Source organism: Pseudomonas sp. FW300-N2F2, assembly GCF_017351655.1.
In the GTDB taxonomy this organism is placed as follows: domain Bacteria; phylum Pseudomonadota; class Gammaproteobacteria; order Pseudomonadales; family Pseudomonadaceae; genus Aquipseudomonas; species Aquipseudomonas fluorescens_AA.
This window is the reverse complement of the sequence record NZ_JACNDQ010000003.1, coordinates 789,183-802,385: the sequence shown is the minus strand read 5'-3', so window position 1 is coordinate 802,385 and position 13,203 is coordinate 789,183. Positions and strand designations below refer to the sequence as shown.

Genomic DNA, 13,203 nt, shown 5'->3' with positions numbered 1-13,203 from the left:
GCACTTGTATCTACTCGACAGTGATGCAGCCCGAAAGCTCTGCCAATATCTGCTACTGGATGAGTTTGCTGGATCCCTTGATTGCAGCTTCAGAGACTTCGCAATACTTCCCCAGCTAAAATTTCAGTTAGCCATTCAGCACGACCAGAAAGCGCTCAAAAAACTAGGCAGTCGAGAAGCGGTCTTGCTCGCACAAGCGTTAATTTGTGCTGCTGTGGAGATCAATCTAACACCCGACGCCGCTAACAACCTGCTTCAAATGGACCGTCCAGATATCGATTCTGGCGAGGCTGTTCTGTTCGCAGCCCTCTCGCAGGGCAACGACGACAAGATGGTAAGCGGGGATAAGCGGGCGTACATCGCCTTATCCGGTATTGAGGGGCATCCAGTGGTAGACGCGCTATGGCCTCGGCTGATCTGCCTCGAAGAAGCAGTACTGTTGATTTTAAGGCGCTATCCGTTCGAGCTGATCTCGGATCGGGTCAGGGCTCGAAGTGATGTGGATATATCTATGCGGATGGCGTTCGGGAGCTCCGCTGCAAATTCGCAGCAAGCAGTCACACAGGCACTCGAGAGCTACCTGGGAGATCTGAGACGTTCCACAAATGGGAAATACCGGTCTTTTTCAGATCCTCACCCATCTGAACGACTTGCTGGTCAATCTTGAGACGGAGGACTGAACGAACTCGAACGCCCTGCTGAATCAGATTAGGTAAAACAGGTGCTCAAATGTAAATCCAATTCAAACCGGTATTCCAATTGGTATTCCAAACAAAAACAATAAGTCATATTAGCCAATTAAATCAGTAGGTTAATAAGCAAATTCAGATTACCCCGGCCGCCACTTCATCATCTAAAGACGTCCACGGACGTCTTTTTTTGTGCCTGAGATTCAGTAAGCTTTCAGGGATACGGCACTAAACAAGGGTACCAACGCAACTCACTCCCGTGCGGGGACTCTACGCAAAATCAACATCGCAATGAAAACCGCACCCACGATCCCCACCGAGATCATCAGTCCATGCTCGCTGATGTATGACACTGTCGCACCTGTGGCGACGGGCCCCAATACGCTCCCCAAGGTGTAGAACATCGCAATCGCCGTCATTGCGGTGGACACTTGATGTTCGCCAACCCGGTCTCCCGCCTCGATCACGGCCAGGGTGTTCATGCCGCCAATGGCGCCCCCCCAGAGGAACACGATAATCGTCGCCAACCAAGGAAGCGGCTGGCTGAGCGGAATGGCCAGCGTGCCCAGCAAAAGTATCGAGCCGCAGACTAATTGACCGACTTTGTAGGAACTGCGGTCGGCCATCCAGCCGATAGGTAGTTGCAGAACGGTGCCTCCAATGCCGAACACCGATATCAGCAAGGTAGCGGCGGTCAACAGATAGCCGGCCGATAGGCTGTAGCCTGCAAGAAACGACACAGATGAGGTCTCCGAAAAACCTGCGATAAACGCGCCACACAGTGCCGTCGGAATGATGCTGAACAACTTGCCATGGCGTTTTTCCGCCGGGGTTTGCGGTTGCGTATCGTACGCGTTGAGGGTTAGTGCCAGCGCGCCCGACACCAACACGATCGCCGCACTGGCGTAGTAGGGCGCAGCGCTCCCCACGCCAAATACAACCAAAAGCAGCGGCCCGACAGCAATACCCAGGCCCATCAAGGTCTCATGTACGCCGATCGCACGCCCGCGCTCGTCTTTCGAGGCGACCGCGACGATCCACGTATCGCAGGCAATCCAGCGCAGGATCAAGCCAATACCGAGCACGAAGTTCAGCGAAAAAATCAGTACCAAATGGGTCGTCAAGGTCATACCGATCAACGCAGCAATCGTCAGCGCTGCGCTGAGGATATTCGCCTTGACGAGCCCCAGGCGGGCCAGAAAACGCGGAACCCATTTGTAGAGCAGCAGGATCGCCAACCACGAGGCACTGACAATCACCCCGATCTTTGCCGGCTCGACCCCTTGCTGCTCCAGCGAAAGCGACAGCAACGGAGTGACGGTACCAATCTGCACGATCTGCGACAGGGCCGAGAGCGTGTTTATCTTGGTGAGCGCAAACCAGCGTTGTTTGTCGGTGCACTCAATACTGGTATTTTCCATTCGTGCCCACCCGCGGTCCCCCCGGGACTCTCTGTGCCGAGCAGCCAGCTAGATGGCCAGATCAAATGTTTGTGCCGCGGCTAGATCGGTTGCAATGTAGGTGGCGTCGATACGGCCGATGGTTTCGATAACGTCCATAGCCCGCCTGGACAGTCGCCGGTCAGCCCGGTAAACCACTCCGAAACACGTACCACCGATCAGAAGCCCTTGCGGCGCATCGACGAAGCTCAAGCGTTCGACGATACCGTGCGACACGAGGTGGGCCACCACGTCTTCCGCCGCAATGCCCACCAAGTCGGAACTGGTCACCATCTGGATGAGGATATCGGTGTGTTTGCATTCCATATTGATCGGCAATAAATCTCTGCCGGCGCGTTCAGACAGCAGCACCCGTAGCTCGGCGGGCAGTGACGAACAGGCCAGCGGGTAGTCGGCCAGTGCGCGAAAAGACAGGTCATTCGCCGTCTGCAAGGGGTGATGCCGGCGGCAGAACAACTGGAAGCGCCTCGGGCGCAAGGCCTGAGTGACGTAGCCTTTGCTGGTTTCGATATGCCGCAGGTCGGCGATCAAGAATTCGATCTCACCGTTGTCCAGGCACTCCTTGAGCACGTCCGGCGCATCGACGCGTAGGTCTATGCGGGTATCGCGGTTGAGATCAACGAATTCAGCCAGAGCGGCAGGGACCAGGCGAGCGGCAGGTAACGGGCCGCAGCCCAGGCTCAGTAGCGGCGCCGGCTCCTGCTCCAGGCCGAGGATGTCGGCGCGCAAGCTGCTGACCTCGTCGATGATCTCGCGAGCACGGACGCGCAACGCTCGGCCCTGGGCCGTCAGTGCAAAACCACGACCGCCGGTGCCGCGCTCCACCAACTGACAGCCGAGGTTTTGCTCCAGCGCCTGAATGCTGCGACTGAATGCCGACTGGGTAATGAACGTGGCCTCTGCCGCCCGGGTGAAATTGCCATGCTCGGCAAGCGCAAGGAAGTGTCGAAGTTGATGCAGGTCCATGGCCAGTCTCATAGGGAATGACGGTGATGCATAGAATGCGTTTCACAAGGCGTAGGGGTGCGGGCTATATCCCTGACTACAGCAGGCGAGTAGAAAGTACATTAATAACTTTTTGACTTTAAATATCATTTTTTTATAACCATATCCCTCCTTGCCGATTCCGCCGCTTAAGGACCTTATCGACATGCCTTCCCCATTCCGTGCACTGGCGTTTCTGCTGAGCGCCTGCGCGTTACCCGTGGCTGCCGCGCAATCACCTTGGCTCGACCCATCCCACTCCCCGGCCACCCGAGCCCGGCAACTGCTCGGCGCCATGACCCTGGAAGAAAAGTCGGCGTTGCTCTACGGCTATGGCAGCAAAGTCGAGGGCAATCAGCAGTGGCAGGTCTACGTCGAAGGCAATCCGCGTCTAGGTATTCCAGCCATGACCCAGGGCGACACGCCCAGCGGGATCATGATTGGCAGCACGGCCGTGACCCAGATGCCGGCCTCGGTCGCCCTGGCGGCAACGTTTTCCCGACCTTTGGCGCTGGCTTATGGCGAGGTGATCGGTGGCGAAACCCGCGACCTCGGTTACGGCGTGATCCACGGCCCTAACGTCGATGTGCTGCGCGATCCACGTCATGGACGGGCCCACGAATCCTTCGGCGAAGACCCGGTGCTGGTCTCGGCGATGGCTACCGCGTATGTCCAGGGCGTGCAGCGCCATCAGGTACTGGCCGATGCCAAGCACTTCGCGGTCAATACCGTGGAAAAGGACCGGCTGACGGTCGACGCAAGAATTGATCGGCGCACCCTCAACGAGTTGTACCTGGCACCGTTTCAGGACGTGGTGCAGGACGGCAAGGTCGCGATGGTGATGTGTGCGTACAACAAGATCAACGGCGTACACGCCTGCGATGACCGGGACCTGATCGAGAAACTGTTGCGCACGCAGTGGGGCTTCAACGGCATTGTGCGCACAGACGCCGGCGCCAGCCACAGCATGGACTCGCTAAGGATCGGCGTGGATCAGGAGTTTCGCGTCGAGAGCCAATTCGGCCAGCGCCTGATCGCGGCGGTTCGCTCTGGACAATTCCCTGAATCAGCGGTGGACCGGGCGGTGTTGCGCATCCTCGAAACCATGATGCGCTACGGTATTTTCGACCACCCGCCGCAACGCACCGCCACCGATTTGCGAGCCCACGCCGTCCAGGCGCAACAGGTCGCCGAGCGCAGCATTGTGCTGCTGAAGAACAGTCACGATCTGCTGCCACTGGCATCGGACATCGGCACTTTGGCCGTGATCGGAGCCAGCGCCGCCGACACCCGCACGGCCGGTGGCCCGGCCAATCCAGCGGTGGAGGGCAAGGACACGCTGTTGCAAGCGCTGCGCGACAGGCTGCCGTCGACGCGCATTGTGTTCGAGCCGGGCACCGATGCGGTGTCTGCTGTGTCGGTGGCGCCGGGTTATCCGCCGCTGCCAACGGCCATGCTTCAGGCCGACACGCAGGGCACGCCGGGGATTCAGGCGATCTACCGCACGACGGACAAGCAGACGCTGAAACGGATTGACACTTGCCTGTGTTTCACCCCGTCACGGGGGTTTGAGGATTTCGCTTTATCCAGCGTGTCCCGTTATCAACTGCCGCCCGCCAATGTCCGCTCAGTTCAGTGGCAAGGATGGCTGCGGATCAGCGCCGATGGCGACTATGGCGTGGACCTGGTCGGGGCGGGGCAGGCCCGTTTGCAGATTGACGGCGAAACGGTGCTGACGCTCGATTCAACACGTTCGGACGGTCGGGTCCAGCGTTCTATTGCGCTCAGCGCCGGCCTGCATCGGATCGCCCTGGAACACCAGCCGTTGGCCACGGGCAGCCACTTGAAAGTCGGCCTGTTGGCGCCCGATAGTGTGCTGGACTCAAGCATGCAGGCGGCGGTCGAGGCTGCACGGCAAGCGGATGTGGTGATTGTGCTGGCGCGGGATCTGGCCAGCGAAGCCAACGATCGACCGAGCCTCGACCTGCCGAATGACCAGAACCGCCTGATCAAAGCCGTCGCCTCCGCCAACCCGCGCACAGTGGTGGTGCTGACCACGGGCAGTGCCGTCACCCTGCCTTGGCAAGCGCAAGTGCCGGCCGTGCTCGAAGCCTGGTACGGCGGCACTCGCGCGGGCGCGGCCATTGCTCGGGTACTGCTCGGGGAGATCAACCCGTCCGGGCGACTGCCGGTGTCGTTCCCGGTGCGCGATGCGGATCTGGCCACTTCGGCGCTCAGCAGTTTTCCCGGAATCAACGCCGTGGCGCGATATCCGGAAGGCCTGGCCACCGGTTATCGCCACCACAATCGCGACACCGCACCGGCAGCGGCCTACCCGTTTGGCTTCGGGTTGTCCTACACCCGCTTCGCGTATGCCGACCTGACCCTCTCCGCCCCCCGGTTCGAGATCGCGAAGCCCGCTGCCGATGGCACCTTCAAGGGCTTGAAAGCGCTGCAAGTGCGCTTCACCGTGACCAACACCGGCCCACGCGCCGGGACCGTGGTGCCGCAACTGTACCTGCGTCATCCGTTATCGGCGCACCTGCCGACGCCATTGCTCAAGGCTTTCGACAGCCTCTACCTGCAACCCGGTGAACGCCGCGAGGTGGCATTCGAGCTGGATCAGCGAGCGTTCTCGACCTTCGATCCCGACCAGCAACGCTGGCAGGTTCTACCCGGTCGCTACGCCGTGCAGGTGGGTGATTCTTCCCGCGAAATCCTGCTCACGGCCACGGTCAGCGCACGCCTCGAGTAGCGTCAGACGCGCCATGCATGAGGGGCATGCGATTTTCGGCTTGTACAGCCGGCGTGCTCCGCTGCTAAAACAGCGTCCGACGAGAGCAACCGTGCTCCCGCCCACCACCTTGCCTTGCCACTTGACGACCTGACCCGATCACGGGAAGCCACAACACCGACCGTACGCCTTGAGCGTCGGCGAGTGCCTCAGCGGCTGCCATTAGAAAACACCAGGGGATCAGATCGATGAAGCCAATCACCAGCACCCTCCACCGAGGCGCCCTGCTCGGGCTGTTGTGCCTGCCCAGTGCCTACGCCCAGAGCGCCGAGCCGACTGCCGAAAAAGACAGCCAGGCGGCACCGACGCTCAAGTCCGTCACGGTCACCGCCACTCGCCGTGAAGAGTCGCTGCAAAAGGTCCCGGTCGCGGTCACGGTGGTGGATGGCGAACAACTGGAGCGCGACAACCGCAACAGTGTCGGCTCGATCGTTCAGCAGATTCCGACGTTGAATTACCGCACCAGCGCATCCAACAAGGACAGCTCGCTGTTCGTGCGGGGCATCGGCACCATCTCCACTTCCCCCGGCGTCGAGCCGAGTGTTGCGACGGTGATCGACGGCGTGGTCTACGCCCGTCCGGGCCAGTCGACCCTGGACCTGTTGGACGTGGATCGCATTGAAGTGCTGCGCGGCCCTCAGGGCACGCTGTTCGGCAAGAACGCGTCAGCCGGTGTGCTCAACATCGTCACCCGCGACATCCAGGACGAGCCACACGGCTATGTCGATTACTCGCACTTCGGCGGCGGCAACGAAAACCGCATGCGCTTTGGCCTCGGCGGGCGCTTGAACGAAACGCTCAAGGGCTCGCTCACCACCTCGTTTGGCGAGTACGATGGCAATGTCGAAAACGTCGTCAATGGTCACGATACCAACGGTTACGAGCGCAAAGGCGTGCGCGGTAAATTGCAATTCCAGCCCCAGGATGACCTCAAGTTCACCTTGATCGGCGATTACAGCGACGGCGAAAACGATACGCCATCGGTGCTGGTCAAACCCAGCGCCGCAGTGGCCGCGGCAATATCGCCGGTGGTGCCGGGCAACGATAACCGCAAGATCAAGAGCGACTACAAGACCTACGTCGAAGACACCAATCGCGGCTTGTCGCTGCAAGCGGACTGGTCGTTGGCCGATTACACCTTGACGTCGATCAGTGCATGGCGAGGCTGGGACAACACCCAATATCAGGATAACGACTTTCTGGCGGCCTTGCCCGTCTCCGCTGTGCACGACAAAGGCGAGGTGGACTACGATCAGTTCAGCCAGGAGTTGCGCCTGACATCGCCCAAGGGGCAGTTCGCCGAATATGTACTTGGGACCTACCTCTTCCATGGCAAGTCTGAAGAAACCTACCGGCGACTTTCGGTCAACAGATCCGTAGCCAACAGCGGGCGCGCCGACTACAGCGCCACCAACAACAGCTATGCAGTATTTGGCGAAACGACCCTGAACTTTCGTGACGACCTGCGCGGGATCTTCGGTCTGCGCTGGACGCTGGACGAGATCGAATACGCCCATCGACGTGTCTCCACCTCAGCCGTTGAAGTCAACTCCGTGCGCCCATCTTTCGCCAGCAAGGGTTCACATGACGACTCCGGCGTGTCCGGGCGCGTTGGCTTGCAATACGACATCAACGACAACCTCACGTCCTACGTGACGTACTCGCGGGGCTACAAGGGACCGGCCTACAACGTCTACTTCAACATGCAGGCGGTGGACCTCGAACCCCTCGATCCGGAAACCTCCGACACCTATGAACTGGGCCTCAAGAGCAGCGCCTGGAACAATCGCCTGACCGCCAACCTGGCGGTGTTCCATTCCAAATACGACAACTACCAGGCGAACTTTTTCGACGTGGTCGGCACCTCGGTGGTGACTCGCCTGATCAATGCCGGCTCCGTGACCAGTGAAGGCGTCGAACTCGACTATGCGCTGCAGGCGACCCAGCAACTGAAAATTTCCGGTGCGCTGGCCTACACCCGGGCGCGTATCGACGCCTTCGAATGCCCGGCAGGCGCCGCCGCCAGTTGCAACATCAACGGCAAACCGTTGCCCTTTACCCCCGACTGGAAAAGTTATGTACGCGCGGACTACACCATCCCGCTGGACAACGGCTGGGACGTGGAACTGGGCACCGATTACAGCTGGCAGGGCGAGGTGAAATACAGCCTCGACCAGAACCCCAACAGCGTGCAGGGCGCTTTCGGCCTGTGGGGCGCCAGCATCGCCCTCGCGGATTACAACGCCGGTTGGCGCGTAGCGTTCATCGGCAAGAACCTCGCCGACAAGTCCTACTCACCCGTGCTGTCGTCGGGAGCCAGCACGACCCGCGTGGTTCCCCGTGACGATGAACGCTACTTCGGCGTGCAACTGCGCAAAGATTTCTGATCCTTCCAAGGCTGGAGCAACACCATGAGCTTGAACGTGGAACGTGTGAACCCGCTGCTCGGCGCCCGTATCAGTGGCATCGACCTGGCCGCTGTCAACGACGCGACCCTGGCGCAGATCGAAGCGGCGCTGGTGGCGCATAAAGTGCTGTTCTTCGAAGACCAGCACTGGAGCGCCGCGCAACAGAAAGCCTTTGCCGAACGCCTCGGTGAACTGCACGTCCACCCCGTGTTCGAAGCCGACCCGGCGGTGCGCGAACTGGTGGTCTTCGCCTACGACGACAAAAACAAGGGTGCCAACGACACTTGGCACGCCGACGTGACCTTCGCCGAACGACCGCTGAAACTGGGCATTCTCTATGCCGAGGAAATCCCCGAGGTCGGGGGCGATACCCTGTGGATCGACACCGAGGCCGCCTACCGCGCGTTATCGGCGCCGCTGCAGGATGTGTTCGACAAGCTCAGCGCGATTCACGACTTCTGCAACGCAAGAAGCCCGGATACGGCGTTGGACATTGAGGGGCTGGAGCGTCTGCGTCGTGTGATGCCGCGACCGACCCAGCACCCGGTGATCCGCACACATCCGGTGTCGGGCAACAAGTCGATTTACGTCAACCGCGCCTTCACCACGCACATCGCCGGTGTGTCGCGCCTGGAGTCCGAGCACCTGTTGGCGTTACTGCTGCAGCATCTGCAGATCCCGGAATTTCAGATGCGCTGGCGCTGGAAGAAAAATACCGTGGCGATTTGGGACAACCGCAGCACGCAGCACCTTGCAGTGGCCGACTACTTTCCGGCACGCCGTCGGGTGCGACGCGCGGCAGTATTGGAAGAGGCAAGACCTGTATGAAGTTGCGCGGATTGAAATATTGGCTGGTGTTGCCACTGACGGCACTGATGGCGCTGGCGCACGCGGAGGGTTTGACCATTCGCATCGCCGGCCCGGACTTGAGCGCGGGGGCGAAAGTCAGCGGTGGTCCGGTGGCCGATGTGCTGTACACCCGGCACATGCTTGAAGACGCCTTTGCCGCCGATGGCATCAAAGTGCAATGGCACTTCTTCAAGGGCGCCGGCCCGATGATCAATGAAGCCATGTCCAACGATCAACTGGACGTGGCGTTTCTTGGTGACCTGGCCTCGATCATCGGCCGTGCCAGTGGCTTGCAGACCCGTTTGCTCATGGCCACGGGCCGCGCCACCAACGGTTACCTCGGCGTGGTTCCCGGCTCAGGGATTCAGCGCATCGAAGACCTGAAAGGCAAGCGTGTGGGAATTCTGCGCGGCACCGCCGACCATCTCGCCTTGATCGACGTCCTCGCCAGCGCAGGTTTGCAGGAGCGTGACGTTAAGTTGATCAACCTTGATTTTAACGCGGTCAACGGCGCCCTGGCGGCGCGGCAGATCGACGCCAGCTGGGCGCCGGCGCGGCTGTTTGCGCTGAAGCAGAAGGGCTTGATCGAAATTCCGTTGGGCAGTCAGCAACTCAATGGCCGGGGCGCGGGACAAGGCGGACTGATCGTGACTCAGGCTTTTATCGACGCCCATCCACAAGCCACACAAAGGCTGGTCGAGGTGGTGGCCCAGGCACTGGACTGGCTCTCGCAGGAAAAAAATCGCCAGGCGCAGATCGACCTCAGCGTCGAACAGTCGGCTTACCCTCCAGCTGTACTGACCGAGGCACTGGCGGGCGGCGATCTGGGTTTTATCTATTCGCCCCTGCTGGACGAGCACTACCTGAGCGTGCTGCGCAAAGACGTGCAACTGGCCACGGACGCCCGGCTGATCCGCAAACCGTTCGATGTCGACCAGTGGGTCGAGCCCTCCATTCTCAAGCAGGCCCTGCAGCAAACCCGGCTCAGTGATGCCTGGAAACCGGCGAGCGAATACCGTTGGACGACCACCAAGGACACTGCGCAATGAGTCAACCGCTGACCCCTTACACCGCCGACCCGCAACGCTATCAGGGCCGTGATTACCGGCGCGCCGGGCGCAGTGGCTTGTTGTTGCCAGCACTGTCGCTCGGGCTCTGGCACAATTTCGGCGACGACACACCGCTGACGCGCCAGCGCAACATTCTGCGTACCGCGTTCGATCACGGCGTCACCCACTTCGACCTCGCCAACAACTACGGCGTGCCCTATGGCAGCGCCGAAAGTAATCTGGGCCGGTTGTTGCGACAGGACTTCGACGCCCATCGTGATGAATTGATCATCTCAACCAAGGCCGGCTGGGACATGTGGCCGGGCCCTTACGGTCAGGGCGGCAGCTCACGCAAATACCTGCTCGCCAGCCTCGATCAGAGCCTGGCCCGGCTGGGCCTGGACTACGTGGATGTCTTCTACTCCCACCGTTTCGACCCCGATACACCGCTGGAAGAAACCGCTGACGCGCTGGCCAGCGTGGTCCGCCAGGGCAAGGCTCTGTACGTGGGGATTTCTTCTTACTCAGCACAGCACGCCGATGAGATCGCCGTACTGTTGAACGAGCGCCAAGTGCCGCTGGTGCTGCAGCAGCCGCTGTACAACTTGCTGGACCGCAGCATCGAAACCAACGGCGTGCTGCAAGGGGCGCAGGATCGCGGGGCTGGGGTGATCAGCTTTTCGCCGCTGGCTCAGGGGCTGCTCTCGGGCAAGTACGCCAAAGGGATCCCCGCGGACTCGCGCATTGGCAAGGGCAGCCGCTATTTGCCGGAGCAAGCGTTAAACGACAGTCTGCACACGCGTATTCAGTCCTTTGAAAATGTGGCGACTCGCCGCGGGCAGACCCTCTCGCAACTGGCGCTTTCCTGGACCCTGCGCGACCCGCGGATCACCTCGGTGCTGGTGGGTGTCAGCACACCTGAGCAATTGATCGAAAACCTGCAAGCCCTAACCAATCTGGAATTCACAGCAGAGGAGTTAGCACAATTGGCCGATACCTGATTCGGCCCACCAGATCTGCGCGCAATGCCTTCGAAAAGAGTCAAGCAAGCCGCTGGGTGTCGCCCCAGGTGCAGCCGTATTGGCCTAGCCAAATGCTTCTTTGACGAGGCTGTCGAACATGCTGTAGGCCGACAGCGCCTCACGACGGTAATCCTCGTCGCTGGCGTCCAGAGGCGTGACTTGCAAGGTCTGGATCTCGATGACATTGCTGGTCGCGTCATGCTGGTAGTGGAGCAGCACCGAGATACCGTAATTGTCGCCACACAGGCTGTAGCAGACATTCATGTACTGCGGTTTGAGCAGTGCCAGGCCGTGCATCTGGCTATGGATGGCCAAGGCACAGACCCTGGCCTGGCAGGTCGCGGCGAAGGCCGACTTGGGCAGTTTCTCGGCGTAGGCCGCGTCGCCAATCACATGCACATCCGGTACTAGCAGGGATTCCAGGGTCTGGGTGTTGACCGGACACCAGCCATGTTCCGCCGCCAAGCCGTTGTGCCGTGAAAAGTCATCAGCCTGCTGGGGCGCGATGATGTTGATCACCTGGCCGCTGACCGGACCACCCTCGGTCAGCAACTGCCCCTTAGCTTCGTCGAAACCGTGCACGGTCCCCCCCTGCAAGGCACCAATCCACTGGATGTTGGCCTGCTCGCTACCATAGCCATATAAACGTTTCCAGGCCTGCTCGAATTGCGCCTGCTTGGCGAATCGCGGCTTGGCATCCAGGACTATCACCCGCGAATCGGGTTTGTGGGTCTTGAGATAATCGGCAATCAGGCTGGCCCGTTCATATGGCCCGGGCGGGCAGCGGTAATCGTCCACCGGTACCGAAATCAACACATTGCCGCCGTTGGGCATGGCCTCCAGTTGCTGACGAAGCAAGCGCAGTTGCTCGCCGCCGCCCCAGGCATGAGGTACACGACTGGCCACCGCCTCGCTGTAACCAGCGATACTGTCGTACTTGTAGCCAATGCCCGTCGCCACTACGCAGCGGTCGTAGCCGAGCACCGAACCGTCGGCGAGTCTGACCTGCTTGCGTTTGGCGTCGATCAAGCTCGCCTTCTGATGCACCACCTCGATGCCCTCGGCACGTAGCTGTTCGTAACCAAAAATCAGGGTTGCTTCGTCCCGCTTGCCCACCAGGTACTCGACCCCCAGCGGACAGCAGTGATACTGCCGGCTGGGCTCGACCAGAGTGATACCTACGTTCGCATCCAGGCGCCTGAGAGTACGAGCGAAAGTTGCGCCGGCAAAACCACCGCCGATCACCACCACGGCATAAGAGCGGATTGCCACAGGCACCGCCGGTCTGGCCAGGGCCTGGATCGAGGAAGCTCCGATACCGGTGGCCAGCCACTTGAGCAACAGCCTGCGTTGTGGGTTCATCGACATGGAGCCTCCTGCGCGCAACCTTGCAGGAACCCCAGAAGCTGTTGCAATTCCTCGCTTTTGAGAGCGGACATCGCACTGGCCATTTCCTCTGGCATCGCTCGTTGGCCTGTGGCCATATCCTTCAGCACTCCTTGCATATACTGCACACTCTGTCCTTTCACATACGGCGTATCCGCCTGCTTTTCATGGCAACTGGAACAGTGTTGCGCATACAGCCGCTCACCCTGCTCGTGTGCCTGGGGCACGGCCGCCCCCAGCGAGTCTTTCGGCAGCCGGCTGTAATACTCGGCGAACTGTCTGAGCGTCTGGTCGTCGTACCCTTTCATCGCCCGGTTCATGATGGTGCCTTTGAGGGTACCGTCGCGATAAGCCGCCAGGGTCTTGTACAGGTAAGCCTCGGACTGGCCGGCCAGCGAAGGAATCGCCCCCGGCGTGCGCTGCCCCTCGAAACCGTGGCAATTGATGCAACCGTTGCTCAACATGAAGGAGTCGCCACGACTGCCGGCTTGCAGACTGGGAACCGCAAAAACGAGGCCGATCAACAACGACCCGATAACCACGCGCATAGCCTGGACTCTCC

10 protein-coding genes are annotated in these 13,203 nt (G+C 60.4%); 6 read left to right on the top strand and 4 right to left on the bottom strand.

Annotated features, from left to right (window positions below; genetic code table 11):
- Positions 1-4 precede the first annotated feature (4 nt).
- On the top strand, positions 5-667 hold the full coding sequence (locus J4E63_RS24200; protein ID WP_207283579.1) for a hypothetical protein: 663 nt from the start codon (positions 5-7) through the stop codon (positions 665-667).
- Between the two features lie 273 nt (positions 668-940).
- Here the strand turns inward: J4E63_RS24200 and J4E63_RS24195 are convergent, their stop codons facing one another.
- The gene (locus J4E63_RS24195) at positions 941-2,110 is read right to left on the bottom strand and encodes an MFS transporter (RefSeq protein ID WP_207283578.1); all 1,170 of its coding nucleotides are present in this window, start codon (positions 2,108-2,110) and stop codon (positions 941-943) included.
- A gap of 48 nt (positions 2,111-2,158) precedes the next feature.
- Positions 2,159-3,115: a LysR family transcriptional regulator gene (locus tag J4E63_RS24190; RefSeq protein WP_207283577.1), complete on the bottom strand. Its 957-nt coding sequence runs from the start codon at positions 3,113-3,115 to the stop codon at positions 2,159-2,161.
- Positions 3,116-3,299: 184 nt separating this feature from the next.
- On the opposite strand from J4E63_RS24190, the gene J4E63_RS24185 reads away from it, so the two are divergent.
- The 5 genes from J4E63_RS24185 to mgrA all read left to right on the top strand — a co-directional run bounded on the left by J4E63_RS24185 (position 3,300) and on the right by mgrA (position 11,234).
- A complete protein-coding gene (locus J4E63_RS24185) occupies positions 3,300-5,888 on the top strand; it encodes a glycoside hydrolase family 3 protein (protein ID WP_207283576.1) in 2,589 nt (862 codons plus the stop codon).
- Between the two features lie 227 nt (positions 5,889-6,115).
- On the top strand, positions 6,116-8,314 hold the full coding sequence (locus J4E63_RS24180; protein WP_207283575.1) for a TonB-dependent receptor: 2,199 nt from the start codon (positions 6,116-6,118) through the stop codon (positions 8,312-8,314).
- A 24-nt stretch (positions 8,315-8,338) separates the two neighbouring features.
- Positions 8,339-9,163 carry a TauD/TfdA family dioxygenase gene (locus tag J4E63_RS24175; RefSeq protein WP_207283574.1) on the top strand — a complete coding sequence of 275 codons (825 nt, stop codon included), beginning with the start codon at positions 8,339-8,341 and terminating at the stop codon, positions 9,161-9,163.
- Positions 9,160-10,233, top strand: a complete 1,074-nt coding sequence (locus J4E63_RS24170; protein ID WP_207283573.1) for an ABC transporter substrate-binding protein — start codon at positions 9,160-9,162, stop codon at positions 10,231-10,233. Before J4E63_RS24175 ends, J4E63_RS24170 begins: the two co-directional genes overlap by 4 nt.
- On the top strand, positions 10,230-11,234 hold the full coding sequence (gene mgrA, locus J4E63_RS24165; RefSeq protein ID WP_207283572.1) for an L-glyceraldehyde 3-phosphate reductase: 1,005 nt from the start codon (positions 10,230-10,232) through the stop codon (positions 11,232-11,234). The genes J4E63_RS24170 and mgrA overlap by 4 nt, the downstream gene beginning before the upstream one ends.
- A gap of 84 nt (positions 11,235-11,318) precedes the next feature.
- Here mgrA and J4E63_RS24160 read toward each other — a convergent pair whose 3' ends face one another.
- Entirely contained in the window at positions 11,319-12,623 is a 1,305-nt protein-coding gene (locus tag J4E63_RS24160; RefSeq protein WP_192262975.1) for an FAD-dependent oxidoreductase, read from the bottom strand.
- A complete protein-coding gene (locus J4E63_RS24155) occupies positions 12,614-13,189 on the bottom strand; it encodes a cytochrome c (RefSeq protein ID WP_207283571.1) in 576 nt (191 codons plus the stop codon). Before J4E63_RS24155 ends, J4E63_RS24160 begins: the two co-directional genes overlap by 10 nt.
- Positions 13,190-13,203: the final 14 nt, after the last annotated feature.

Coding starts and splice junctions, on each gene's coding strand:
- J4E63_RS24185 (WP_207283576.1), top strand. CDS start 3,300: ATGCCTTCCCCATTCCGTGCACTGGCGTTTCTGCTGAGCGCCTGCGCG.
- mgrA (WP_207283572.1), top strand. CDS start 10,230: ATGAGTCAACCGCTGACCCCTTACACCGCCGACCCGCAACGCTATCAG.
- J4E63_RS24195 (WP_207283578.1), bottom strand. CDS start 2,110: ATGGAAAATACCAGTATTGAGTGCACCGACAAACAACGCTGGTTTGCG.
- J4E63_RS24175 (WP_207283574.1), top strand. CDS start 8,339: ATGAGCTTGAACGTGGAACGTGTGAACCCGCTGCTCGGCGCCCGTATC.
- J4E63_RS24155 (WP_207283571.1), bottom strand. CDS start 13,189: ATGCGCGTGGTTATCGGGTCGTTGTTGATCGGCCTCGTTTTTGCGGTT.
- J4E63_RS24180 (WP_207283575.1), top strand. CDS start 6,116: ATGAAGCCAATCACCAGCACCCTCCACCGAGGCGCCCTGCTCGGGCTG.
- J4E63_RS24190 (WP_207283577.1), bottom strand. CDS start 3,115: ATGGACCTGCATCAACTTCGACACTTCCTTGCGCTTGCCGAGCATGGC.
- J4E63_RS24170 (WP_207283573.1), top strand. CDS start 9,160: ATGAAGTTGCGCGGATTGAAATATTGGCTGGTGTTGCCACTGACGGCA.
- J4E63_RS24160 (WP_192262975.1), bottom strand. CDS start 12,623: ATGTCGATGAACCCACAACGCAGGCTGTTGCTCAAGTGGCTGGCCACC.